This window comes from Sphingomonas flavalba (genome assembly GCF_047553045.1).
GTDB lineage: Bacteria > Pseudomonadota > Alphaproteobacteria > Sphingomonadales > Sphingomonadaceae > Sphingomonas_L > Sphingomonas_L flavalba_A.
The window spans coordinates 2,395,967-2,420,038 of record NZ_CP180208.1; the positions used below are offsets into that span (position 1 = coordinate 2,395,967).

Annotated in this window: 26 protein-coding genes and 1 other RNA gene; 8 read left to right on the forward strand and 19 right to left on the reverse strand. The window is 69.8% G+C overall.

The genetic code is table 11. The features are described 5' to 3' along the window. Positions 1 to 22: 22 nt before the first annotated feature. Positions 23 to 433 carry a (deoxy)nucleoside triphosphate pyrophosphohydrolase gene (locus ACMT1E_RS11455; RefSeq protein WP_414900357.1) on the reverse strand — a complete coding sequence of 137 codons (411 nt, stop codon included), beginning with the start codon at positions 431 to 433 and terminating at the stop codon, positions 23 to 25. A gap of 80 nt (positions 434 to 513) precedes the next feature. Between ACMT1E_RS11455 and ACMT1E_RS11460 the strand changes: the two genes are divergently transcribed. From ACMT1E_RS11460 to mtgA, 3 genes are all read left to right on the forward strand, one after another. Continuing rightward, complete coding sequence (locus ACMT1E_RS11460; RefSeq protein ID WP_414900358.1) at positions 514 to 684, forward strand: Flp family type IVb pilin; 171 nt, start codon at positions 514 to 516, stop codon at positions 682 to 684. A gap of 132 nt (positions 685 to 816) precedes the next feature. After that, a complete protein-coding gene (locus tag ACMT1E_RS11465) occupies positions 817 to 987 on the forward strand; it encodes a Flp family type IVb pilin (protein ID WP_414900360.1) in 171 nt (56 codons plus the stop codon). 160 nt (positions 988 to 1,147) lie between these two features. After that, the gene (gene mtgA / locus ACMT1E_RS11470) at positions 1,148 to 1,858 is read left to right on the forward strand and encodes a monofunctional biosynthetic peptidoglycan transglycosylase (protein WP_414900361.1); all 711 of its coding nucleotides are present in this window, start codon (positions 1,148 to 1,150) and stop codon (positions 1,856 to 1,858) included. A 73-nt stretch (positions 1,859 to 1,931) separates the two neighbouring features. Here mtgA and ACMT1E_RS11475 read toward each other — a convergent pair whose 3' ends face one another. The 3 genes from ACMT1E_RS11475 to ffs form a co-directional block, all read right to left on the reverse strand. Next, a complete protein-coding gene (locus ACMT1E_RS11475) occupies positions 1,932 to 2,264 on the reverse strand; it encodes a YbaB/EbfC family nucleoid-associated protein (RefSeq protein ID WP_414900363.1) in 333 nt (110 codons plus the stop codon). 1 nt (position 2,265) lies between these two features. After that, positions 2,266 to 3,864 (reverse strand): DNA polymerase III subunit gamma/tau, encoded by a 1,599-nt coding sequence (locus ACMT1E_RS11480; RefSeq protein WP_414900364.1) that lies wholly within the window; start codon positions 3,862 to 3,864, stop codon positions 2,266 to 2,268. A 97-nt stretch (positions 3,865 to 3,961) separates the two neighbouring features. Further along, an RNA gene (gene ffs / locus ACMT1E_RS11485) (signal recognition particle sRNA small type) lies at positions 3,962 to 4,059 on the reverse strand. A gap of 173 nt (positions 4,060 to 4,232) precedes the next feature. Between ffs and ACMT1E_RS11490 the strand changes: the two genes are divergently transcribed. Next, positions 4,233 to 4,970, forward strand: a complete 738-nt coding sequence (locus tag ACMT1E_RS11490) for a DUF1194 domain-containing protein (protein WP_414900366.1) — start codon at positions 4,233 to 4,235, stop codon at positions 4,968 to 4,970. Positions 4,971 to 5,034: 64 nt separating this feature from the next. On the opposite strand, the gene ACMT1E_RS11495 is transcribed toward ACMT1E_RS11490, so the two are convergent. Genes ACMT1E_RS11495 through ACMT1E_RS11505 form a run of 3 tightly spaced genes read right to left on the reverse strand, consistent with a single transcriptional unit; the run spans position 5,035 to position 7,558 of the window. Next, entirely contained in the window at positions 5,035 to 5,370 is a 336-nt protein-coding gene (locus ACMT1E_RS11495) for a 2Fe-2S iron-sulfur cluster-binding protein (protein ID WP_414900367.1), read from the reverse strand. Beyond that, on the reverse strand, positions 5,367 to 6,485 hold the full coding sequence (locus ACMT1E_RS11500; RefSeq protein ID WP_414900369.1) for a cysteine desulfurase family protein: 1,119 nt from the start codon (positions 6,483 to 6,485) through the stop codon (positions 5,367 to 5,369). Before ACMT1E_RS11500 ends, ACMT1E_RS11495 begins: the two co-directional genes overlap by 4 nt. Further along, on the reverse strand, positions 6,482 to 7,558 hold the full coding sequence (locus tag ACMT1E_RS11505; RefSeq protein ID WP_414900371.1) for a cysteine desulfurase family protein: 1,077 nt from the start codon (positions 7,556 to 7,558) through the stop codon (positions 6,482 to 6,484). Before ACMT1E_RS11505 ends, ACMT1E_RS11500 begins: the two co-directional genes overlap by 4 nt. Positions 7,559 to 7,662: 104 nt before the next feature. Between ACMT1E_RS11505 and ACMT1E_RS11510 the strand changes: the two genes are divergently transcribed. Beyond that, positions 7,663 to 8,316, forward strand: a complete 654-nt coding sequence (locus ACMT1E_RS11510) for an alpha/beta hydrolase (RefSeq protein WP_136162223.1) — start codon at positions 7,663 to 7,665, stop codon at positions 8,314 to 8,316. 62 nt (positions 8,317 to 8,378) lie between these two features. On the opposite strand, the gene ACMT1E_RS11515 is transcribed toward ACMT1E_RS11510, so the two are convergent. From ACMT1E_RS11515 to ACMT1E_RS11525, 3 genes are all read right to left on the reverse strand, one after another. Next, the gene (locus ACMT1E_RS11515) at positions 8,379 to 9,077 is read right to left on the reverse strand and encodes a PEPxxWA-CTERM sorting domain-containing protein (protein ID WP_414900372.1); all 699 of its coding nucleotides are present in this window, start codon (positions 9,075 to 9,077) and stop codon (positions 8,379 to 8,381) included. Positions 9,078 to 9,239: 162 nt separating this feature from the next. Next, positions 9,240 to 9,410: a hypothetical protein gene (locus ACMT1E_RS11520; RefSeq protein WP_414900374.1), complete on the reverse strand. Its 171-nt coding sequence runs from the start codon at positions 9,408 to 9,410 to the stop codon at positions 9,240 to 9,242. After that, complete coding sequence (locus ACMT1E_RS11525; RefSeq protein ID WP_414900375.1) at positions 9,407 to 10,312, reverse strand: threonine ammonia-lyase; 906 nt, start codon at positions 10,310 to 10,312, stop codon at positions 9,407 to 9,409. Before ACMT1E_RS11525 ends, ACMT1E_RS11520 begins: the two co-directional genes overlap by 4 nt. A gap of 188 nt (positions 10,313 to 10,500) precedes the next feature. Between ACMT1E_RS11525 and ACMT1E_RS11530 the strand changes: the two genes are divergently transcribed. From ACMT1E_RS11530 to ACMT1E_RS11540, 3 genes are all read left to right on the forward strand, one after another. Next, entirely contained in the window at positions 10,501 to 11,688 is a 1,188-nt protein-coding gene (locus tag ACMT1E_RS11530; RefSeq protein ID WP_414900376.1) for a type III PLP-dependent enzyme, read from the forward strand. Between the two features lie 98 nt (positions 11,689 to 11,786). Then, positions 11,787 to 12,836 (forward strand): 1,9-bis(guanidino)-5-aza-nonane synthase, encoded by a 1,050-nt coding sequence (locus ACMT1E_RS11535; protein WP_414900377.1) that lies wholly within the window; start codon positions 11,787 to 11,789, stop codon positions 12,834 to 12,836. A gap of 68 nt (positions 12,837 to 12,904) precedes the next feature. Next, positions 12,905 to 13,324 carry an MAPEG family protein gene (locus tag ACMT1E_RS11540; protein ID WP_414900378.1) on the forward strand — a complete coding sequence of 140 codons (420 nt, stop codon included), beginning with the start codon at positions 12,905 to 12,907 and terminating at the stop codon, positions 13,322 to 13,324. Positions 13,325 to 13,451: 127 nt separating this feature from the next. Here ACMT1E_RS11540 and ACMT1E_RS11545 read toward each other — a convergent pair whose 3' ends face one another. The 9 genes from ACMT1E_RS11545 to ACMT1E_RS11585 all read right to left on the reverse strand — a co-directional run bounded on the left by ACMT1E_RS11545 (position 13,452) and on the right by ACMT1E_RS11585 (position 24,007). Continuing rightward, complete coding sequence (locus ACMT1E_RS11545; RefSeq protein ID WP_414900379.1) at positions 13,452 to 14,648, reverse strand: class I SAM-dependent RNA methyltransferase; 1,197 nt, start codon at positions 14,646 to 14,648, stop codon at positions 13,452 to 13,454. Further along, positions 14,645 to 16,012, reverse strand: a complete 1,368-nt coding sequence (locus ACMT1E_RS11550; protein WP_414900380.1) for an NAD(P)H-hydrate dehydratase — start codon at positions 16,010 to 16,012, stop codon at positions 14,645 to 14,647. Before ACMT1E_RS11550 ends, ACMT1E_RS11545 begins: the two co-directional genes overlap by 4 nt. 2 nt (positions 16,013 to 16,014) lie before the next feature. Beyond that, complete coding sequence (locus ACMT1E_RS11555) at positions 16,015 to 16,347, reverse strand: hypothetical protein (RefSeq protein WP_414900382.1); 333 nt, start codon at positions 16,345 to 16,347, stop codon at positions 16,015 to 16,017. Continuing rightward, positions 16,328 to 18,049, reverse strand: coding sequence for a dihydroxy-acid dehydratase (gene ilvD / locus ACMT1E_RS11560; protein WP_414900383.1), 1,722 nt, complete (start codon positions 18,047 to 18,049; stop codon positions 16,328 to 16,330). Before ilvD ends, ACMT1E_RS11555 begins: the two co-directional genes overlap by 20 nt. Before the next feature lie 30 nt (positions 18,050 to 18,079). Continuing rightward, a complete protein-coding gene (locus ACMT1E_RS11565; RefSeq protein ID WP_414900385.1) occupies positions 18,080 to 18,817 on the reverse strand; it encodes an N-formylglutamate amidohydrolase in 738 nt (245 codons plus the stop codon). Beyond that, positions 18,818 to 19,630, reverse strand: a complete 813-nt coding sequence (locus ACMT1E_RS11570) for an enoyl-CoA hydratase/isomerase family protein (protein WP_414900386.1) — start codon at positions 19,628 to 19,630, stop codon at positions 18,818 to 18,820. It abuts the gene before it with no gap. Between the two features lie 225 nt (positions 19,631 to 19,855). Next, entirely contained in the window at positions 19,856 to 20,686 is an 831-nt protein-coding gene (locus tag ACMT1E_RS11575; protein ID WP_414900387.1) for a 4-(cytidine 5'-diphospho)-2-C-methyl-D-erythritol kinase, read from the reverse strand. Continuing rightward, complete coding sequence (locus ACMT1E_RS11580; RefSeq protein ID WP_414900389.1) at positions 20,686 to 22,311, reverse strand: tetratricopeptide repeat protein; 1,626 nt, start codon at positions 22,309 to 22,311, stop codon at positions 20,686 to 20,688. The genes ACMT1E_RS11575 and ACMT1E_RS11580 overlap by 1 nt, the downstream gene beginning before the upstream one ends. A gap of 46 nt (positions 22,312 to 22,357) precedes the next feature. Continuing rightward, positions 22,358 to 24,007: an electron transfer flavoprotein-ubiquinone oxidoreductase gene (locus ACMT1E_RS11585; protein ID WP_414900391.1), complete on the reverse strand. Its 1,650-nt coding sequence runs from the start codon at positions 24,005 to 24,007 to the stop codon at positions 22,358 to 22,360. Positions 24,008 to 24,072: the final 65 nt, after the last annotated feature.

Here is a 24,072-nt window from a genome sequence, read left to right on the forward strand (position 1 = left end):
GGTTCGGGCAAGGGAAAACCGCTCACAGCAGCGCGTCGAGCAGGCCGATCAGCGGCTTGTCGGCCGGCGGCATCGCCAGGGAGTGAAGCGCGAGCGGGCGCACCCATTTAAGCGCCGGCGCCTCACGCGGTTCCGGGATACCGCGCCATTTGCGGCAGACATAGAGCAGCAGGATCAGGTGGCGCTCGCCGAGCGGGGCGCTGGCGAAGGCGGCCGGGGCGAGGCAGGCCTGATCGGTGGCGATGCCCAGTTCCTCCGCCAGTTCGCGGATCAGCGCCGCTTCCGGGGTTTCGCCCGGCTCGACCTTGCCGCCGGGAAATTCCCACAGCCCGGCCATCGCCTTGCCCTCCGGCCGCTGCTGGACGAGGACACGGCCGTCGGCATCGACCAGCGCCGCCGCGACCACCAGAAGTTGATCCGTTCTGCTTTCCATGCCGGCGCTCATAAGGCTTTTTTAACGCCCCGGACCATAGCGTCGTGGCGCTTTGGAACAGCATATGATCGGATACCACCATGCGTGGATGTGTCGGACGCCTCGCCCGCGACCTGCGCGGTGCGACCGCGATTGAATACGGCCTAGTCGCCGCGTTGATTTCTCTCGGTATTCTTGGGTCGCTTACGGCATTCGCCGGTACGTCCATCGACATATGGGCGCGGGTCGCCGCAAAATTCGCCACCGGGTAAGTATTTGTTAATAGCATTTACTTGCGGCGCTTAAGTTTTTCTCAACCAGCTCCCTCCTAGAGGCTTCATTGCGGCTTGGAATCGAATTCAAAGCCGCCGGGTGACAGTCACTTTCGACCAAGGAGATCGGTTATGAAGCTTATCCGTAACATTCTCGCCAACAAGAAGGGCGCGACCGCCATCGAATACGGCCTGATCGCCGCCCTGATCGCGATCGCCGCGATCACCGCGATGACCAGCCTCGGCAGCCAGTTGACCAAGACGTTCAACAAGGCCCAGACCGAAATGGCGAAGACCAACTGATTTCGCCGGGTTCGCAAGAACCCGCGCCAATCGGTAGGACGGGGCGTCGGAGCGATCCGACGCCCCGTTTTCGTTTGCGCTGGACGGCGGCCGCGCCGGACGTCAACGGCCCCAGCGGCGGACTGTTCATATTCGCGGCGCGATCCGGTAAGGCCGGGCGATGGCCGCGCGTTCCCGCACCCGAAAATCCGTTCCCGCGCGCATCCTGCGCCTGCTGCTGAAGGCGGTGCTGTGGTTCGTCGGGCTGAGCCTGCTCTGGGTCACGGCGTACCGTTTCGTGCCGCCGCCGCTCACCGTCACGATGATCGGCGACGTGCTGGGCGGGCGCAGCGTCACCAAGGACTGGCTGAGCCTGGCGCGGACCGACCCGAACATGGCGCGCGCGGCGATCGCCGCCGAGGATTCGAAATTCTGCAGCCACCACGGCTTCGACGTCGACGCGATCGCCGCGGCAATGAAGCGCAACGCCCAGGGCGGCCGCGTGCTGCGCGGCGGATCGACGATCAGCCAGCAGACGGCGAAGAACGCGTTTCTGTGGCAGGGCGGCGGCTTGTTCCGCAAGGGGCTGGAGGCGTGGTTCACCCTGCTGATCGAAACGATCTGGGGCAAGAAGCGGATCATGGAAGTCTATCTGAACATCGCCGAGACCGGCATCGCCACCTACGGCGTCAACGCCGGGGCGCAGCGCTATTTCGGCCATGACGCGACCCGGCTGAGCGCGACCGAGGCGAGCCGGATCGCCGCGGTGCTGCCGCTGCCCAAGAAGCGGCCCGGCGCCGCCCCGACCGGCTATACCCGCCGCTACGGCAACGCGATTTCCCGCCGCGTCGGCATCGTCCGGCGCGACGGGCTGGACGCCTGCCTGCGCTGAGCCGGCGCGCGGAGCGTACACATGGGCTGGCGGCCTCCCCGGCGCGCGCCGGGGTGGGCCGATATAGCCGCGATCAGAACGGCAGCTTGAAACCCGGCGGCAGCGGGAGGCCACCCTTCAGCTTGCTCATTTCCTCGTTCGAGATGGCGTCGGCCTTGGTGCGGGCGTCGTTGAACGCGGCGACGACCAGATCCTCCAATATCTGCTTTTCCGACGGCGCGAGCAACGTTTCGTCGATGGCCACGCCGATGATCCGGCCCTTGGCGCTGGCGCGGACCTTGACCAGTCCGCCGCCCGACGCGCCCTCCACCTCTATCGTGTCGAGCGCCGCCTGCGCCTCCGTCATCTGCTTCTGGATGGTTTCGGCCGCTTCCTGCGCGGCTCGCATCATCTTTTCGATATCCATGTCATGCACTCCTGGCGTCGCGCGGCCTGTAGTCGATCAGCTCGGCGTCTGGAAAGGCATCCAGCGCCGCGCGGACCAGAGGCGCCGCAAGAATCGCGTCGCGCGCGGCGGTTTCGGCGGCGCGCTGCTGCTCGATCAGGCTCGGCTCTGCCGCGCCGTCATCGGTGGTGATCGTCCAGTCCGCCCCGGTCGCGGCCTTCAGCGCGGCGGCGAGGTCGCGGTTGAAGTCGCTGGGCAGCGGCCGCGCCGGACGGATCGCCAGTAGCGGCGGCGCATAACGCTGCAGGCCGACGCAGTCATGCAGCTGCAGCGCAATCTGACGACGGCCGCTCCGTTCGACAAGGTCGATCATCGCCCGAAAATCGGCAGGAAATTGCGCGGCGGGCGCAGCGCCCGACGACGGCGGCGCGGATGACGCGGCCGGCGCCCCGGCAGCCGCACCAGCGAGCCGTTCCGCCAGCGCGCCGGGATCAGGCAGGCCGGAAGCGTGGATGACCCGGAGCAGCGCCATTTCCGCCGTTTCCAGCGGCAACGCGGCGCGCGTGGTTTCATCGTGCCCCTTGAGCAGCAATTGCCACAGCCGGTGGAGCGCGGCGAAGGACAGGCCCGCCGCCCAGTCGGCATAGGCCTGGCGCTCCTCATCCGACTGCGCCGGGTCGCCCGGCGTACCGACCCGGCGCAGGGTCACGCCATGGACGATTTCGAGCAGCGCGCGCAGCACCGCCGCCGGTTCCACCCCCATGTCGTGCTGGGCGCGCAGCGCGGCGAGCGCCTCCGTCGCCTGGCCGGCGAGCAGCACCGCGAACAGCCGGCGGATCGCGCCGCGATCGGACAGGCCTAGCATGTCGCGCACCTGCGCGGCGGTAACCATGCCGCTGCCTTCCGTTCCGGCATGGGCGATCGCCTGGTCGAGGATCGACAGGCCGTCGCGCGCCGACCCTTCCGCCGCCCGCGCGACCAGCGCCAGCGCCTCCGGCTCCGCCGACACGCCTTCCGCCTCTGCCACCCGGCCGAAATGGGCGGCGAGCTGGTCGGCGCTGATCCGGCGCAGGTCGAAGCGCTGGCAGCGCGACAGCACCGTCACCGGCACCTTGTTGACCTCCGTCGTCGCGAACAGGAACTTGACGTGGGCCGGCGGTTCCTCAAGCGTCTTGAGCAGGCCGTTGAACGCCGCCTTCGACAGCATATGCACTTCGTCGATGATGTAGATCTTGTAGCGGGCGGAGACCGCCGCATAGCGCGCCGCCTCGATGATCTCGCGGATGTCGTCGATGCCGGTGTGGCTGGCGGCGTCCATTTCGATCACGTCGATATGCCGGCCCTCGGCGATCGCCCGGCACGGTTCGCACTGGCCGCACGGGTCTATCGTCGGCCCGCCCTGCCCGTCCGGCCCGACGCAGTTCAGCGCCTTGGCGATCAGCCGCGCCGTCGACGTCTTTCCAACGCCGCGCACACCGGTGAGCAGGAAGGCATGGGCCAGCCGGCCGTTGCGGATGGCGTTGCCCAACGTCTGCACCATCGCGTCCTGGCCGATCAGCTCGGCGAAGGTCTGCGGGCGATATTTGCGCGCGAGGACGCGATAGGGTTGGGATTCGGCCATCCGGGAACCCTTAGAGTCTGATTCCCCTGTGTGGAAGCGGCGGCTTGTGTGGACGCGGCACGGCACGGCCGCGACGGGATGGATGTATAAGAGGGGGGCAGGTGGGAGCCGGAACGACCCGACACGAAATCGTTGCGGCTGCTTCCTTCCGGACCTGACCGGGTTGGCGACGGCGCCGTCCGCCCGACTCCCAACCGCCATATGGAGGCTCCCGCGCGCCGGCGCAAGATGTCCCAGGATGGGACCCGTGCACCGCAGAATGTCGCGCTTATACAATACAAAAACATGAACAAATGCTAACGAAAAGTTAACGAGAGCCAAGGTCGCCCCATCCAATCGTCCACGCACACCGATTTAGGGGAATACGTATGTCTTCGAGTAAATTCCTTCGCCGCACGGCGATGGCCGCCGCGCTTGCCGTCGGCATCTCCGCCGTTCCGGCCGGCGCCGCCACGCTGGAACTGGCGCTTGCCATCGACGGCTCCGGCAGCATTAGCGGCAACCAGTTCAAGCTGCAGCGCGAAGCCTATGTCAGCGTGCTGAGCGACCTGAGCGTGCTGCCGCAGGACGGATCGGTCGCGATCGGCGTCTATCTGTTCGGCACCAACGTCACCACCGTGTTCAGCTTCGCCGAGATCACCGCCGCCAACCACGGTGCGCTGATCGCCGCGCTGAACGGCATGGTTCAGCCGGGTGGCAGCACCAGCATCTCGCGCGCGATCAATGCCGCGACCGCTGACATCTTCAGCAACGCCATCACCTCTGACCGCCAGCTGATCGACGTGTCGACCGACGGCGCGCACAACGTTGGGCCCAACCTGGCCACCTCGCGCGCTGACGCGCTTGCCGCCGGCATCGATCAGATCAACTGCATCGGCATCGGCAACGGCGCGAATTGCGGCAACGTAATTGCCGGCAACGGCGCCTTCTCGCTGCATGCCTCCACTTTCGACGACTTCGAAGCGGCGCTGCGCAAGAAGATCGTCCGCGAAGTGACCGGCACCGTGCCGGAGCCGACGACCTGGGCGATGCTGATCGCCGGTTTCGGCCTGATCGGCGGCGCGATGCGCCGGCGCCGGGTGACCAGCTCGGTCTCCTTCGCCTGATCCGCAGATGACGGCGGCCGTGCCCTCGCTCCGGCGGGTGGCACGGCCGCTTTTTTTTGCCTGCTCAGCGCCCCTGCATGTTGCGGCTTTCCGCCGGGATGCGCACGGTCAGTTCGGTCAGGCCGCCGTCCAGGTGGATCTGGCAGGCCAGCCGGCTGGTCCGCGTCGCCCCGGCGGCAAGATCGAGCATATCCTCCTCCATCTCCGTCGCCGGCGGCAGCTTCGCGAAATCGGCGGCATCGACGATGACATGGCAGGTCGAACAGGCCATCTGGCCCTCGCAGGTCCCCTCCAGCGGCTGGCCGTCGGCCTGGGCGATGTCGAGCAGCTTGGCGCCGGGCGCCGCCTCCACCTCCCGCGCCGAACGGCCGTCGGCGCTGACGAAGCGGACGCGGGTCATGCCGTCCCCCGCTGCGCCGCCGCGGCCGCATCGATCAACGCCAGCGCGCGGGCCAGTTCCTCGCGCGTCGTATAGCGGCCGAAGCCGAGCCGGATGCTGGCGCGCGCCAGCCGGTCGTCCAGTCCAAGGGCGCGCAGCACATGGCTGGGCCGGCCCGAACCGCTGGCGCAGGCCGAGCCGGCGGAAAAGGCGACATCGCGGACCGCCGAGATCAGCCGCGCCGAATCCACCCCGTCGCGGCGGATGTTAAGATTGCCGTGGTAGCGGCGCTCCGCATCGCCGTTCAGCGTCCAGCCGGGCAGCGCGGTCCGGGCCAGCGCCCAGAGTTCGGCGACATGGGCATGGTCCCGCGCCGCATGGTCGCGCAGCAGCCCGGCGGCGGCACCGAAGCCGGCGCACAGCGCCGGGGCCAGCGTCCCCGAACGCAGCCCTTCCTCCTGCCCGCCGCCGTGGATCAGCGGCGCGATCTCCACCCCGTCGGCGATCCACAGCGCGCCGATGCCCTTCGGCCCGTGGACCTTGTGGGCGGAAATGGCGACCATGTCGGCCGCCGGCACCGGCACCCGGCCGAAACCCTGCACCGCGTCGCACAGGAACAGCGCCCCGGCGGCACGGGCGATCGCCGCCAGTTCCGCGACCGGCTGAACCACGCCGATCTCGTTATTGACCAGCATCACCGCGACGATGGAGGTGCGTTCGTCGATCACCCGCCGCGCTTCGTCGAGCGAGACCAGCCCGGCGGCGTCGACGCCAAGCAATACCGCTTCAAACCCCTGGCTGCCCAGCCAGCCGGCGCTGTCGAGCACGGCGGCGTGCTCGGTCGCGACGGTGACGATGCGGCGGCGGCCGGGCGCGGCGGTGGCGGCGGCGCCCTTCAATGCGGTGTTGATCGCCTCGGTCGCGCCGCCGGTGAACAGCAGCCGCCCGCCCGGCAGCGCCAGCGCAGCGCGGACGGCGTCGCGCGCCACCTCCACCGCCGCGCGCGCCGCCCGGCCCATGCGGTGCGCGGAATGCGGATTGCCGAACGCCTCGCCCAGCCAGGGCAGCATTGCCGCCCGTGCCTCCGGCGCCAGCGGCGTCGTCGCCTGATAATCGAGGTAGACGGGGGCGCTCATGCCGCGCGGCTGCGAGCGTCGGCGGCGATCCGCTTCCATTGTTCGAGGAAGCGGTAGACGTCGGCACGGCTGGTATCGGGGCCGAAGCTGACCCGGATCACCTCGCGCGACGCCGCTTCGTCCCAGCCCATCGCGGCCAGGACATGGCTTGGCTTCAGCGTGCCGGACGAGCAGGCGCTGCCCGCCGACACCGCGATGCCGGCAAGGTCGAACTGGATCAGCTGGGCGGAAGCGGCGACGCCGGGCATCCGGTAGGAAGCAATCGCCGGCGAGCGTTCGCTGCGCCGCGCCACCGCCTGGCCCCCGGCCGCCTCGACCGCGCCGTCGAGATGGGCGCGCAGGTCGCGGGCGCGGTCTATCCAGCCGCGCGGCGCCTCCAGCGCGGCCGCCATCGCCAGAGCGCCGGGCAGATTCTCCGTGCCGGGGCGATAGCCCTGTTCCTGCCCGCCGCTCGGGCTGAGCAGCGCGAAATCGCTGACCAGCAGCGCGCCGATCCCCGGCGGCGCGCCGAATTTATGCCCGGACAGCGCGATCAGATCGGCCGGCGGCAGCGCCAGCTTGCCCGCCGACTGGGCGCAGTCGGCGAACAGCAGGCCACCGGCGCCGCGCACCACCGCCGCAAGATCGGCGAGCGGCTGGACCACGCCGGTCTCGCTGTTGACCGCCTGGATCGCGACCAGCGGCCGTTTCGCGCCGAGCGCGCCAAGCCGGCCGGCCAGCGCGTCGCGGGCGACGGTGCCGTCGGCCTGCACCGGCAGAAAGAACGCCTTGGGCGCAACCCGGTGCACCGCGTCATGCTCCACCCCGGACACCAGCCGCGCATCGGCATCGGCGCGGGTCAGCGCGATGTGGATCGCCTCGCTGGCGCCGCTGGTGAAGATCAGTTCGCCATCCCAGCCGAGCGCCGCCTTGATCCGCGCGCGGGCATCCTCCAGCGCGGCGCGGGCCGCCCGCCCCTCTGCGTGCGGCGACGACGGGTTGGCCCAGTGCGCGATCCCCGCCGCGTAGGCGGCGGCGGCCGGCGCGGTCACCGGCGTCGTCGCGGCATGGTCAAGGTAGAGGCGGCTGGCCAAGGCGGTTCCCAAAGATTGCGAATTCCGCCCTCACAATTATATAGGCTTTCTCCCCCGCGCCACCCGCGCGGCGCCATTCTGTCATTTTTCGTTCAGCAGGTGCGATGCCCGAAGTCATCATCCCCGGCCCCGAAGGCCGCCTCGAAGGTCGTTTCAGCCCGCCGCCGCGCCCGCGCGCGCCGGTGGCGATGATCCTCCATCCCCACCCGTCGAGCGGGACGATGAACAATCACATCGTCCAGGCGCTGTACCAGACGTTCGTCCGGCGCGGCTTCGCGACGCTGCGCTTCAACTTCCGCGGCGTCGGCAAGAGCCAGGGCAGCTTCGACAACGGCATCGGCGAACTGTCCGACGCCGCCGCCGCGCTCGACTGGGTGCAGAGCTTTCACCCGGAAGCGCAGACGACGTGGATCGGCGGGTTCAGCTTCGGCGCGTGGATCGGCATGCAGTTGCTGATGCGGCGGCCGGAGGTGCGCGGCTTCATCTCGATCGCGCCGCCCGCCAACATGTACGACTTCACCTTCCTCGCCCCCTGCCCGTCATCGGGCATCATCATCCAGGGTGAGGCGGACGAGGTGGTGACGCCGTCGGCGACGCAGAAGCTGGTCGACAAGCTGCGGACCCAGCGCCACATCACCATCCATCACGACGTGATCCCGCGCGCGAACCATTTCTTCGAGCATGAAATGCCCGACCTGATGCGCAGCGTCGACAATTACCTGGACATGCGGCTGGCGCCGGATTCGCCGATCAAGTGACGCGCCCATAAAAAAGGGCGCCGCCGGTTCCCCACGAACCGGCGGCGCCCTGTCGTCGGCCGTCAGGCGCAGGTGACGGGAGTGCGTGTCCGTTTCCGCATCCCGGCACCGACCATGCCGAAGCCGGCGATCAACATCGCCCAGGTTGCCGGTTCCGGCACGCCGTTGACCGGCGGCGAAAGCTGGGCGGTGAAGCCGATATTGTTGAAATCGACCTCGCCGTTGCTGCCGCTCAACACCGCGTTGACGTAGCGGACGCGCGACGGGAAGTTCAGCGCATAATCTTCCGGGATGATCGGCCCGCTCGCGCCGTTACGACCGAGGCGCGGCGATTCCGTCAGCGTGCCGACCTGGTTGCGGGCGGCATCGTAGAAGGTGAACACGATCGTATCGACGCTGTACTGGTTGGTCAGGTAGTTCCAGAAATGCAGCGTCGTCAGGTCATATTCGGCCTGAAAGTCGAAATCGAGCTCAAGCGGGCCGCCGCTGACCCAGATGTGGGTGCCGCTGCCGCCGGACGTGTGCACTTCCTCGTAGGTGGCGCTCGGCGCATCGATGATGTTGGCCAGCGCCCTGGTGATCGAGATGTCGACGAACGGCCCGTAGGTCGGGTTGGCGGCGACCTGCGCGGCGTGGCTGGCGCCCAGCGCCACGGTGATGTTGTCCTTGTTGAGATAGACCGGCTCGGCGGTGGCAGCGCCGGCGACCAACATGCCCATGCCGGCGGCGACGCCGTAGGACAGCAAACGAGACATTTTCATACTTCACCCCTTCGTTGACGGCGTGCCGGCGCATGCCCACAATCGTTAAAGCGGGATAAAGTATGATTGCGGGTCAGCCCCGGCGGGACGAAATGCGCCTGCCCCGCTATGGAACGGAATTACGCAGCCACGGCAGCCGGAACCGGCGAGAAACCGGCGCGGCTAAACCGACCAGACCAGCACGTTGCCGAACAGCACAAGCGCGGCGACCAGCATCAGCCAGCCGCGCTTGCGATCCTGACCGGTACGCAGAAGATAGACGCCGCCGATGATCAGCGCGGCGGCGACCAGCATCACCACGCTCAACACCGCCGCGAACCCGCCGCCGATCATTGCCCGATCATCCGGCAAAAGGTGGCGGGATCGACATTGCCGCCCGACAGGATGACGAGCGTGCGATCGACCGGCGGCACCACCCCGGCGAGAACGGCGGCCAGCGCCACCGCCCCGCCCGGTTCGACCACCAGCCGCAACCGGGCGAAAGCCTCCGCCATCGCCGCACCGACCTGCGCTTCGCTGACCGAAACGCCACGCGCGCCGCGCGCCTTCAATATGTCGAAGGTGATCGGATCGGTGCGGAAGGTCTGCAGGGCGTCGCACGCCGTCGGCGGCGCCGGGGTTTCAACCGGCAAAATGGTGCCCGCCGCCAGCGAGCGGCCCATATCGTCCCACCCCTCCGGCTCGACGACGACGATCTCCGCGTCCGGCAGGGCGAGCGCGATGCCGGACGACAGGCCGCCGCCGCCGCAGGGCACGACGACCCGGGCCGGCGGTTCCGGCATCTGGGCCAATGCCTCCAGCCCGGCGCTGCCCTGCCCCTCCACCACCCACGGATCGGCGAAGCTGGGCACCAGCGTCGCGCCGCGTTCGGCGGCAAGCGCGGCCGCGATCGCCTCGCGGCTTTCGCTCAGCCGGTCGTAGAGGATGATTTCGGCGCCGAGCGCCCGGGTCGCCGCCAGCTTCGCCGCCGGGGCGTCGCGCGGCATGACGATGGCGGCGGCGATGCACAGCCGCCGCGCCGCCCAGGCGACGCCCTGCGCATGGTTGCCCGACGAAAAGGCGACGACTCCGCGCGCGCGGGCCTCCGCATCGAGGGCGGTGAGTCGGTGCCAGGCGCCGCGCAGCTTGAACGCGCCCATCGGCTGCAGCGATTCGGCCTTGCACCACAGCGTGACGCCGGCGTGGACCAGCGGCAGCAGCGGGGTTGGCGGCACGATTTCGCCGATCTTTTTCAAGGCGTTGGAAACGCCGTCTCGGGTGGGTAGCCGTTGGTTAATCACGTTCCGTCCCTGTCTCAATCCATTCGGCGATTCAATCCCTTTACAGGGGGGTACGCTATTTCTATATCGCCCGTCCGCTGCCCCAAGGGACTTCCACCGCAAGGCAGCTTTGTCGAGACACTGTCCCCCGGAGGTCCCTTGAGTTGCACAAGCATCATAGCGCGCTGGGGCTAGCTGCCGCCCTGCGGCCGGTTCAGCCGGTCACGCTCGTCCGCCCGCACGCCGCCCGGCGCGCGGCCCGCTTCTTCGTCGAGAAGTTTCCGGGCCGGACGCTGTACGCGGTCAAGGCGAACCCGTCCCCCGACCTGCTGCGCATCCTGTGGGATGCCGGCGTCACCCACTATGACGTCGCCTCGATCGCCGAGGTGCGGCTGGTGGCAGCGACGCTGCCGCAGGCGACCCTGTGCTTCATGCACCCGGTCAAGGCGGAAGAGGCGATCGCCGAGGCGTATTTCACTCACGGCATCCGCACCTTCTCGCTCGACAGCCTGGACGAGCTTGAGAAAATCATGCGCGCGACCAACGACGCGACCGACCTGACGCTGTGCGTCCGGCTGCGCGTGTCGTCGGAACACAGCAAGCTGAGCCTGGCCGCCAAGTTCGGCGCCGCGCCGGACGAGGCGAAGGCGCTGCTGTTCGCCGCGCGGCAGGCGGCGGATGCGCTCGGCATTTGCTTCCATGTCGGATCGCAGGCGATGACGCCGGAAGCCTATGCCGAGGCGATGGAGCGGGTGCGCGCGGCGATCGTCGAGGCAGCGGTGACCGTCGACGTGATCGACGTCGGCGGTGGGTTCCCGTCGGTTTACCCCGGCATGGAGCCGCCGCCGCTGGAGCGGTATTTCGAGACGATCCACCGCGCGTTCGAAAGCCTGCCGGTCAGCTATTCCGCCGAGCTGTGGGCCGAACCCGGCCGCGCGCTGTGCGCCGAATATTCGTCGCTGGTCGTCCGCGTCGAGAAGCGGCGCGGCGATGAACTGTACATCAACGACGGCGCTTATGGCGCGTTGTTCGATGCAGCGCATGTCGGCTGGCGCTTCCCGGTCACACTGCTGCGCGAGCCGGATTCGGAGGCGCGGCCGATGCCGTTCAGCTTCTACGGGCCGACCTGCGACGACCTCGACCATATGGTCGGGCCGTTCATGCTGCCCGCCGACACCCGCGCCGGCGACTATCTGGAGATCGGCATGCTCGGCGCCTATGGCGCGGCGATGCGCACCGGCTTCAACGGCTTCGGATCGGACGAGACCCACGAGGCGGAGGACGAGCCGATGGCATCGCTCTACCTGGACGATGCGGCGGTCGAGGTTCCGTCCAACGTCGTCACGCTGTAACAGACCCCGATGACTGTCACGCCGGCGCGGGCCGGCACCGACCCGGAATGGGCGCGGTGCCGGCCGGCGGCGGCACAATGTTTGCTGGAGATTTGTAGATGACCGAGTCCGTCAACGACACCCGCAAGGCGGAATTGCTGTCGACCACCGTCGAGCATGTCGACATCCGCAGCTTCGACGCGCGGCCGATCATCGATTCGATGGGCAAGATGAGCTTCACCAGCCGCGACCTGGCCCGCGCCACCCGCATCTACAACCAGATGCTGGAAGACAAGGACTGCTCGATCTTCCTGGTCATCGCCGGGTCGACCTCCGCCGGCGGCTGCATGGACCTGTATGCCGAACTGCTGCGCTCGAACATGATCGACGGCGTCGTCGCGACCGGCGCGTCGATCGTCGACATGGATTTCTTCGAAGGGCTTGGCCACAAGCATTATCAGGCGCTTGAGGTGCCGGACGACAACACGCTGCGCTCGCTCTACATCGACCGCATCTACGACACCTATATCGACGAAGAGCAGCTTCAGGACTGCGACAACACGATCTTCGCGATTGCCGAGGGGCTGGAGCCGAAGCCCTATTCCAGCCGCGCCTTCATCCGCGAGATGGGCCGTCACCTGTCCAGGCACGGCAAGAAGGACAACAGCCTGGTCAAGCTGGCGTTCGAGCATGACGTGCCTATTTTCTGCCCCGCCTTCGTCGACAGCTCGGCCGGGTTCGGGCTGGTCAAGCACCAGGTGGAACGCGCCAAAGCGGGCAAGCCATACATGGTGCTCGATGCGATCGCCGATTTCCGCGAGCTGACCGACATCAAGATCAAGGCGGGGACCACCGGCCTGCTGATGATCGGCGGTGGCGTGCCGAAGAACTTCATCCAGGACACCGTCGTCTGCGCCGAGATCCTCGGCCACGAGGATGTCGAGATGCACAAATACGCGGTGCAGATCACCGTCGCCGACGTGCGCGACGGCGCCTGTTCGTCCTCAACGCTGCAGGAAGCGGCAAGCTGGGGCAAGGTCGACACCGCGCTGGAGCAGATGGTCTACGCCGAAGCGGGCAGCGTCATGCCGCTGCTTGCCTCCGACGCATGGCACCGCGGCGCGTGGAAGGACCGGCCGAAGCGCGCCTGGGGCAAGATTTTCGACTGACCGTTACGGCCTTGCATCAAATAGGCGATGCGCGCACCCTCCCCGCTTCCTGAGGGGGGAGGGTGCCGATGCCTGCCGAGATACTGAAGCCCGTCGCGGTTCTGATCGCCTGGTCGCTGGTGATGTGGGGGTGGATGTACGCCACCCGCATCCCGGCGATGAAGAAGGCGCGAGTCAGGCTGGACCCGACGCTGCCGCCGGGCACGCTGACCAGCACATTGCCGCCCGAGGTCCGCTGGAAGGCGGACAATTACAATCACCTGATGGAACAGCCGACGATCTTCTACGCCGTCGCGCTGCTGCTGGCGGTGGCGGGCGCCGGCGACGGCCATGTCGCGCATATCGCCTGGGCCTATGTCGTGCTGCGCATCGCCCACAGCATCGTCCAGGCGGTATGGAACCGGATCATGGTCCGCTTCGCGATCTTCACCGTGTCGACGCTGTGCCTGATTGTGCTGGCGATCCGCGCGCTGGTGGTGGTGTTCTAGGCGCGTGAGTTTGTCGTGATTTGAGCGGCACCAGCCCGCGCCCCCACCCGGCCTCCCAACGGCAGTATCATATGGGAGGCCGGGTGGGGGCGTGGGCTGGTGCCGATTCCGCCTGAAGCGGACACATCTAGTTATCCCGCGCGAAGGCGGCGCAGAGTTCCACGTGGGTCGACCAGCGGAACTGGCCGACCGGGGTGATGCCGGTCAGCCGGTAGCCGCCGGCGACGAGCACCGCCGCGTCGCGGGCGAAGCTGGACGGGTTGCACGAGACATAAGCGATCGCCGGCACCCGTGACGCCGCGAGCTGGGCGATCTGCTCGGCCGCGCCGGCGCGCGGTGGATCGAGGACGACAGCGGCGAACCGGTCGAGGTCGGCGGTCATCAGCGGCCGGCGGTACAGGTCGCGATGCTCGACCGCCAGCGGGCGCCCGGCCGCGTTGGCCGCCGCCTTCAGCGCCAGCACCGCGTCGCGCCCCGCCTCCGCCGCGTAGACGCGGCCGGGCAGCGCCAGCGCGAAGGTGCCGAGGCCGGCAAACAGGTCGGCGACCGTCGTCGCGCCGCCAATCGCCGCCCGCACCGCCGCGACCAGCGCCGCCTCGCCATCCGCCGTCGCCTGTAGGAAGGCATTGTGCGGCAGCGGCACGGCGACGCCGCCGAGCGTGATTGTCACCGGTTGCGGTTCCCACCGGGTCTGCGGGCCATAGCCGTCGTCGATCGCCAGCCGGGCAAGCGAATGGCGGGCGGCGAAATCTGTCAGCGCCTCCGCCGCCGCCAGCCCGTCCGCCGTCACCTTGGCGAGCAGCAGGTCGACGCCCTGATCGGCCAGCGTCATCCGTATCTCCGCGCCGCGCCGGTCGGCGATCAGGCCGCCGAGCAACGCGCGCAGCGGCGCGACCAGCGCGAACAGTTCCGGCGCCAGGATCGCGCATTCCGTCATGTCGACGATGCGGTGACTGCCGCCCTCGCTGAAGCCGATCAGCACCCGCTTTCCCCGCCGTTCGGCGCGGAGGGCGGCACGGCGGCGGCTGTGCGGCGGCGACAGGTGGGTCGGCGCGAACGGCGGCGGTGCCACACCCTGCGCCGCCAGCGCCCCGGCGACGCGGTCGGCGACGAAGCTGGTCTGGCTGGGCGTGTCGAGATGCTGGAGCAGGCAGCCGCCGCAGGTCGGGAAATGGCGGCAGACGGGTTCGACGTGATGCGGGCCGGCAACGACGATGCCGCCCTGCAAGCGATCGCCGGGCGCGGCGAGCGGTGCGTGGCGGCCGTCGGCGGTGACACCGTCGCCCCGCGCCGCGACGCGGACGATCAGGTCGGCATCGCTCATAGCGCGGCGCCGAGCGCGGCGGGCAGGCGAGCGACGAGCGCGTCGGCGACGAAGGCCGGGCCGGCGCGGCGGGCCGCCTCGCCATGCAGCCAGACCGCCGTTTCCGCCGCCGCCAGCGGTGCGAGGCCGCGCGCGAGCTGGGCGGCGACGATGCCGGCGAGCACGTCGCCGGTACCGGCGGTTGACAGCCAGGGCGAGGCGCCGTCGGCGACCCGCACCCTGCCGTCCGGCGCGGCGATGACGGTGTCGGCGCCCTTGGCGATGACCACCGCGTCGGCGCGGGCGGCGGCGGCGCGGGCGCGGTCGATCTTCGAGCCGGGAAGCGCGCCGAACAGCGCGGCGAACTCGCCGTCATGCGGGGTCAGGACGGTGGGCGCGGTGCGGTCGGCCAGCGCCTCTGGCGTCACCTGGCGCAGCGCATCGCCGTCGACAACCAGCGGCGCCGCGGCGCGGAGCGCGGCGGCCAGCGGCGCGGCGCCGTCCGCGCCAAGACCGGGGCCGACGAGCAGCGCGCCGAGGCGGCGGTCGGCCACCACCTCCGGCAGCACATCGGCCGGGCGAGTGACGACGGCGTCGGGCAGGCCGCCACCACCGGCGCCGAGCAGCAGCACATAGCCGGCGCCGGCATGGGCGGCGGCGCTGGCGGCAAGCCGGGCGGCGCCGGGCATCGCGCCGCCGACGACCGCGACGAGGCCGCGGGTATATTTATGGTCGGCGGGTGACGGCGGGGCGAGCACCGGGCGGACGACGGTTTCGACGCTGGCCGATGCCGACAGGCCGATGTCGGCGACGAACAGCCGGCCGCAAAGGCCGGCGGCGGGCTGGAGCAGATGCGCCGGCTTCAACGCGCCGAGCGCCAGCGTCGCGGTGTAGCGCGGCACCGCGCCCAGCAGCGCGCCGTCGTCGGTGGCGACGCCGCTTGGCACGTCGACGGCGATGCGGTGGCGGGCCGGAATGGCGAGCGCCGCCTCCACCTCGGCCGACAGCGGGCGGGTAAGGCCGGTGCCAAACAGCGCGTCGATGACCAGAAAAGCGGGGTCAGCCGCCGCCAGCGGCACCACCGGCCCGCTCCAGCCGCCGCGCGCCGCGCGGGCAGCGTCGGTCGTGGGGTCGGCCAGCGCGGCAACAGTGACCGGGGCGCCGCGTTCGCCCAGGATGCGCGCCGCGACATAGCCGTCGCCGCCATTGTTGCCGGGGCCGCAAAGGATCAGGATCGGGTAGTGCGCGCCGGCGATCCGCCAGGCGAGGTCGGCGACGGCGCGCCCGGCGCGGTCCATCAGCGCCGTCACGCTGGTGCCGGCGGCGATCGCCGCCGCTTCCGCCGCGCGGGTCTCCGCAGCGGTCAGCACGGGGAGTCCGGCCATGCTCAGCGCGCCCTGGTCGTTGCCGGCAACCGGTAGCGGTCACCGCCGATCGCCACCGCGATCTCACCCGCGCCGGCGATGCTGACTTCGGCCGCCTCGGCGCCGTCCGCCGCGACGACGCCGCGTCCGGCGGCGGTGACCAGCAGCCGGTGGAAGCCGCCGCCGGGGTTGCGGACGGTCAGTTCCAGCCCGCCCGCGCCGACCCGGCGTTCAAGTGCACAGGCGGCGGCGAAGCTCTCCGTGCCGCTGGGGGCGCAGGCCAGCGCACCGTCGCGCGCGACGGGCGCCGCCGCCGCAACGAGGAACGGCGCGCAATCAGATGTCGGCGTAGACATGGGTTTCGGACCGCGCCCCCGGATGCGTCAACGCACCCTTATAGGCCGGGCCGACATTCTGCGCATAGCGCCAGAGCGCGCCGGACTGATAGTCGTTGGTGCGCGGCACCCAACGGGCGCGACGTTCCGCCAGCACATCCTCCTCCACCACAAGGTCGATGGTGCCGGCGACCGCGTCGATGCGGATGAGGTCGCCGTCCTCGACCAGCGCGATCGGGCCGCCGACCGCCGCTTCCGGCCCGACATGGCCGATGCAGAAGCCACGCGTACCCCCGGAGAAACGGCCGTCGGTGACCAGCGCCATCTTCTCGCCCAGGCCCTGCCCGTACAGCGCGGCGGTGGTCGACAGCATCTCGCGCATCCCTGGCCCGCCCTTTGGCCCTTCGTAGCGGATGACGATGACCGAACCTTCGGCGACGGTGCGCGCCTCGACCGCCTCGAACGCATCCTCTTCGCAATCGAAGACCCGCGCCGGGCCTTCGAACGCCAGCCGGTGCATGCCCGCGACCTTCACGATCGCGCCGTCGGGCGCCAGCGTGCCGCGCAGGCCGACGACACCGCCGGTCGGCGACAACGGCGCGCGCGCGTCGTAGATCACCTTCTGGTCCGGGTTCCACGTCACCTGATCGATATTCTCACCTAGCGTCTTGCCGGTGACGGTGATGCAGTCGCCGTGGAGCAGCCCTTCGGCAAGCAGCGTCTTCATCAACATGTAGACGCCGCCGGCCTCGTACATGTCCTTGGCGACATACTTACCGCCGGGCTTCAGGTCGGCGATGTAGGGCGTGGTCTTGAAGATCTCCGCCACGTCGAACAGGTCGAAATCGATGCCGACTTCGCTCGCCATCGCCGGCAGGTGCAGGCCGGCGTTGGTCGACCCGCCGGTGGCCGCGACGACGCGCGCCGCGTTCTCGAACGCTTCGCGCGTGCAGATGGTGCGCGGGCGCAGATTGTCGGCAAGCAGGTTCATCACCTGCCGGCCGGCGGCGCGGGCGTATTCGTCACGCGCGCGGTAGGGTGCCGGCATCATGTTGCTGTTGGGCAGCGACAGGCCGATCGCTTCCGCCACGCAGGCCATGGTGTTAGCGGTGTATTGCCCGCCGCAGGCACCGTGGCCGGGGCAGGCGACCTTTTCGAGCGCGCTCAGTTCGCTGAGCGGGCAACCGCCGGCGGCGTGGCGGCCGACCGCCTCGAACACGTCGATGACGGTCACGTCGCGGCCCTGCCAGGTGCCGGGCAGGATCGACCCGCCATAGACGAAGATCGCCGGGACGTTCAGCCGCAGCATCGCCATCATCATGCCCGGCAGCGACTTGTCGCAGCCCGCAAAAGCCAGCAGCGCGTCGTAGCAATGGCCACGCATGCTGAGTTCAACCGAATCGGCGATCACCTCGCGGCTGACCAGCGACGCCTTCATCCCCTGATGGCCCATCGCGATGCCGTCGGTGACGGTGATCGTGTTGAACCGGCGCGGGGTGCCGCCGCCCTCGATCACGCCGTCGCGCGACGCGTCGGCCTGCATGTCGAGCGTGGTGTTGCACGGCGCGCTGTCATTGCCCGCCGACGCGATGCCGACGAACGGCCGCGCGATGGCGTCCGCGTCCAGCCCCATCGCATAATAATAGCTGCGGTGCGGCGCCCGTTCCGGGCCAACCGAGACGTGGCGGCTGGGAAGCCGCGCCTTATCGAATGTCTGTGTCATCGCGCACGCCTATGTCCCCACCGGGGGGAATTACGCAAGTCTGTTGCGTACCACGGTGATGACCGGCGCGAGAATTTCGGCCCAGCGGCCAATACCGGCGGCATCCGTCAGCCCGTCATTGCGGATTTCGAGCGCCAGATACGGAATGCCGCGCGCTTCCGCATGGCGGTTCATCGTCGCGTTGAGCAGCTTGCCGGAATAGGGCTGGTTGTCACCGGCGTCGAAACCGGCCTCCGCCAGCAGGGTGAGGGCAATGCGGGCGGCGCGGTCATCGTCGTTATAGAGCAGGCCGACCGGCCATGGTCGCGGATCGCCGCCTTCCGCCAGCGCCGGAGTGAAACTGTGCACCGCGACGATCAGCGCCGGGCGCGCAGCGGCGACATGGGCGGCAACGGCGTCGTGATACGGCGCCCAGAACCGGGCGAGCCGCGCCTGACGCTCCGCCGCCGACAGGTCGGCATTGCCGGGGATCGCATGGCCGTCGCTCGCCGCCGGAATGGCGCGCGGATCGTCGGGATCGCGGTTCAGGTCGACAACGAGGCGGGACAGCGTGGCGAGAAACGCCGCCGCCCCCAGCCGCCCGGCCAGCGCCCGGGCAAGCGGCCCGGCGCCGATGTCGACGGCGATATGGGCAGCAAGCAGCGCGTCGGGAATGCCAAGCGCCACGTCCGGCGGCACCGCCGCGCCGGCATGGTCGACCAGCAGCAGGACGTCGCCGCCGCCGTCCGCCGTGCCGGGCAGATGATCGAACCAGGGCGGTGCCAGCACCTAGTCGAACTCCGGCGTCCGGCGGGCGCGGAAGGCGGCAAGCCCGACAGCAAAGTCCGGCCCGCCGAACGCGGCATCGAAGGCGCGGTCGTGATTCTCGCCGGCATCATCCCCTGTGGCGGCAAGCCCGCTTTTCAGCGCGGCAACGCTGGACGGGGCGTTGGCGGCGATTGCGGCGGCGAGCTTTTCGGCCTGTGCGGCGCCACCGGCAAGCTCCGCAAGGCCGATACGCAGCGCCTCCGCCGTGTCGATCGCCTCCGCCGCCAGCAGCAGCCGCGCCGCCTGCCCCTCCCCAACCAGCGCGCGCAGGCGGGTGATATCGGCGAACTGATAGCTGATGCCCAGCCGCGCCGGCGTCACGGCGAAACGCGCGGCGGGGCCGGCGACGCGGATGTCGCAGGCGATGGCGAGCGCGACGCCGGCGCCGAAACAGTCACCGTCGACCAGCGCGATCACCGGCACCGGGCTGGCGCGCAGCGCGTTCAGGCCGGCGCGCATCGCATTGCGAAGGGGCAGCCGCGCGGCGGCGTCCTCGCGCAGCGCCACCAGTTCGTTCAGGTCCACGCCGGCGGAAAAGCTGCCCGCGACCGCCGAGGCGAGCAGAATCACCCGCGCCCCGCCGCGCGCCGCCTGTTCGACCAGCGCCGGCAGCGCCCGCCAGTCATCGCTACGCACCGCGTTGCGGTAGCGCGCGCGCGCCATGGTCAGTCGCGCGACATGGCCGTCGAAAGACAGGTGGAACAGGGTATCGTCGGCAGCCGATCCGCGCGCCGTCGTCACCAGGTTGTCGAGCGCCGCCGGCTCACCGACCATGCCGATATCCCCCGGCAACACGGAAAGGCGGGCGGGGGGCCGCCGCCCCCCGCCGCCCAAATGACGCACGCCTCACGCAAAGGCGCGGACCATTTGCGGATGAGCACCGCCCGCCGGCGGGCTGATCCGCTAGGGTGCGCCACGCAAGATACGGACCAGGCGCGGTCTGGCGCGAAAAGCGGCCTTCGGGCGGCGCCGGGCGCGTATCGAATCGGGACGGTCGGGTCATCTCAGTCTGGTAGCGAGACACCAGCAACCGGGAAAGCGCCCGGCGACCGCCGATGCCGCCGCGTCGCGCCCGGCGGCGTCGGCGAACAGCGCGAAGCAGCTCGCGCCGGAACCGGACATTCGCGCCAGAACCACGCCCGGCTGCGCGTCCAGCCAGGCGAGCAGCGGCGCGATAGCCGGGGCGAGCGCGGTCGCCGGCGCGGTCAGGTCGTTGCGCGCGGCGCTGAGCGCGGCAAGCGTTGCGGTGGCGGCGAGCGGCCCGCGATCGACGCCGTCCCAGCCGGCGAACACCGGCGCGGTGGCAAGCGGCACGCCGGGGTTGACCAGCAGCAGCGGCTGCCCGGCCAGCCCCGGCAATGCGAGCGGCGTCAGCCGGTCACCGCGCCCGCTGCCATAGGCCGGGATGCTGGCGAGGCAGGCGGGCACGTCGGCGCCGAGCCGCCGGGCGATAACGGCGATTTCCGGCGCGTCCGGCGCGATCCGCCAGCGCCGGGCGAGCAGCCGCAGCGCCGCCGCCGCATCGGCCGAGCCGCCGCCCAGCCCGGCGGCGACTGGCAGGTGCTTGTCGAGGTGCAGGACAACGCCGTCGGTAACCGCGAAGGCGGCGCGCAATTCGCTCGCCGCGCGGTGGACGAGGTTGGCCGGCCCGGCATCCAGCCCGGCCGCGAACGGGCCGGACAGGGTGAGGCGGATGCCGTCGCCGGCGCTGGCGGTCAGCCGGTCGCCATCCTCGGCGAAGGCGAACAGCGTCTCGATATCGTGATAGCCGTCGGGCTGGCGCGCGCGGACATGCAGCGCCAGGTTGATCTTCGCGAAGGCGGTTTCCATCACCGCCGCGCTTGGACGAGGTCCAGCCCGCGCTCCAGCTTGTCGGCCAGCCGGGCATGGTCGTCCCCGTCGGCGGTCGCCATCGCCGCCCGCCAGGCGTAGCGCGCCTCGAACCGGCGGCCGGCCTTCCAGTACGCATCGCCCAGATGCTCGTTGATCGTCGGGTCGGTCGGCTGGCCGGCAACAGCGCGTTCCAGCGCCTGAATGGCGCGCGGAAAGTCCCCGCCGAGATAATAGGCATAGCCGAGCGAATCGGCGATCGCCGGGTCGTCCGGCTTCAGCGCGGCGGCCCGCTTGACCAGCGCGGTGGCGTTGGCGATGTCCTGCTTCTTCTCCAGCTTCGAATAGCCGAGATAGTTGAGCGCATGCGCTTCCTGCGGGGCGAGCGCCACCGCCTTTTCAAGCATCGGCAGCGCCCGTTTCCAGTCGCCGGCCCGGTCGAGCGCGCCGCCATAGAGCAGATAGAGGCTCCACATCAGCGCGCTCGCCCGGCTGTCTGCCCCGGCCAGAGCGACCGCCCGGCCATAGGCATCCGCCGCTTCGCCATGCCGGCCGAGCCGGGTGTAAATGTCGCCAAGGCGGGCGAAATCGGCCAATGTCGCCTCCGGCCGCCCGGCGAGCGTCAGCGCCTCGTTCAGCGCCGCCGCCTTGTCGTCGGCCTGCATCAGCAGCCCGACGCGGATCTGCTCGCGCGCCGCCGCGAACGGCCCGTCCGGGTTGGCGCGTTCGACCAGCATCAGCGCCGCCGCATCGTCGACGCCCGGCCATTCATCGTCATCGCCGGCGGCGAGCATCCGCCCGACAAGCAACAGCGTCGCGTCGTCGTCCGGGGCCAGCGCCAGCGCCAGCCAGCCGATCGCGATCGCCCCCGGCGACGGCGCGCGCGCGCCGATGTCGGCGGCAAGCCGGGCGAACAGCCAGGCGGTGCCACCGCGCGCATCGATCACCGGCGGCACCGGTGCCTTGCCGGCGGCCACCATCGTCCGCGCCCTGACCAGCGCCGGCGCATCGCCGTCGAGCAGCGACAGCGCAGTGTCCTTGCGCCCTTGTGCCGCCAGCGTCGCGGCGGCGGACAGGCGCAATTCGCCGGCATGGGCGGTGCCGGTCGCCGCCAGCGCCCGCGCTTCCAGTTGCGCGTCATCATAGCGGCCGAGCGCCAGTTGCAGCAGGATACGCTGGGCCGGGCGATAGGCACCGCCAAGCGCGCTGGCCGGCGCCGCGTCGAGCATGGCGACCGGGTCGCCCCGTTTGGCGCCGAACGCGACCCAGGCGCGCAGCATCGGCACCAGGAAATCGAAATTGCCGTCGCTGGCGATACGGTCGGTGATCCGTTCCGCCGCCGGCCAGTCCTTCACCCTGAGCGCCGAGACAAACAGCAGCAGCCGCCCGTCCGCCGGCAGCACCCCGGCGCGGTCGAGCGGCGCGGCCGCGCGCAGCGCCAGCGTGATGTCGCCGGTCGTCATCGCCTGCCGATAGGCGCGGCTGGCGAGGACGACATCGTCCGGCCGCTGATCGATCAGCTCGGCATAGCTGCGGTTGGCGATCTCCGTCTCACCGGTCGCATCGGCCAGCCGGGCGTGGACATAGGCGCCGATAGCCGCGCGGTCGTTCCCCACCGTCGCCACCGCCGGCGCGGTGAACGCCACCGCCGTCAGAAGGAGCAGCGCGCGCTTACATGTTGGGATAATTCGGCCCTCCGCCGCCTTCGGGCACCACCCAGTTGATGTTCTGGGTGGGGTCCTTGATGTCGCATGTCTTGCAGTGGACGCAGTTCTGCGCGTTGATCTGGAAGCGGGGGTTGCCTTCTTCCTGTCCCACCACCTCGTAAACGCCGGCCGGGCAGTAGCGTTGCGCCGGTTCGTCATACAGCGGCAGATTGTAGCTGATCGGGATATCCGGGTCCTTCAGCGTCAGGTGACAAGGCTGGTCTTCCTCGTGATTGGTATTGGACAGGAAGACCGAGGACAGCCGGTCGAAGCTGATCACGCCGTCCGGCTTGGGGTAGGCGATCGGCTGGCACTGGTCGGCGCGCCACAGCTTGGTGTGATCGGGCTTGTGCCCCAGGGTGAAGGGCAGGCCGATGCCGAGCTGGCGCATCCACATGTCGGCGCCGGCCACCAGCGTGCCGATCGTCCCGCCCAGCTTGGCGACCGCCGGCTCGACGTTGCGGACCTTCTTCAGCTCGGTCGCGATCCAGCTGGCGTTCAACGCATCCGGATAGGTGGTCAGTTCATCACCGGCGCGATCGGCGGCGATCGCCGCGAAGGCGGCCTCGGCGGCGAGCATGCCGCTCTTCATCGCGGTGTGGCTGCCCTTGATCCGGGGCACGTTGACGAAGCCGGCCGAACAGCCGACGAGCGCGCCGCCGGGGAACACCAGCTTCGGCACCGACTGCCAGCCGCCTTCGTTGATCGCGCGCGCGCCGTAGGAGACGCGGCGCCCGCCCTCCAGGATCGCGCGGATCGCCGGATGCGTCTTCCACCGCTGGAATTCGTGGAACGGCGACAGATGCGGGTTCTTGTAGTTGAGCGCGACGACGAAGCCGAGCGCAACCTGACCATTTTCCTGATGGTAGAGGAAGCCACCGCCCCAGGCGTCGTCAAGCGGCCAGCCCTGGGTGTGGATGACCCGGCCCGGCTTGTGCTTCGCCGGGTCGATATCCCACAATTCCTTGAGGCCGATGCCGTAGACCTGCGGCTGCGAGTCGGCGTCCAGCGCGAAAAGCTGCTTCAGCTGCTTGGTCAGGTGACCGCGCGCGCCTTCGGCGAAGAAGGTGTATTTGGCGTGGAGTTCCAGCCCCGGCTGGTAATCCGGCTTGTGGGTGCCGTCGCGCGCGACGCCCATGTCGCCGGTCGCGACGCCCTTCACCGATCCGTCGTCGTGAAACAGGATTTCGGCGGCGGCGAAACCGGGGAAAATCTCCACCCCCAGCCCTTCCGCCTTTTCCGCCAGCCAGCGGCACAGGTTGCCGAGCGAACCGGTGTAGGTGCCCTTGTTGTTCATGAACGGCGGCATGACGATATGCGGGAATTCGTATTTCCGCCCCGCCGTCAGCACCCAATGGTGATTCTCGGTCACCGGCGTGCGGGCCAGCGGGCAATCGTCGCGCCAGTCGGGCAGCAGTTCGTCCAGCGCGCGCGGGTCGACGACCGCGCCGGACAGGATATGGGCGCCGATTTCCGACCCCTTTTCCAGGACGCAGACCGACAGCTCCGCGCTGTTTTCGGCCGCAAGCTGTTTCAGCCGGATCGCCGCCGCCAGACCCGCCGGTCCGCCGCCGACGATCACCACGTCATAGGGCATCGACTCCCGTTCGCTCATCGTTTCTACCCCTCATCCCGCGTTCGTCGCAGCGGACAACCGTCCCGTCCCCGCTCCCGTGCCAA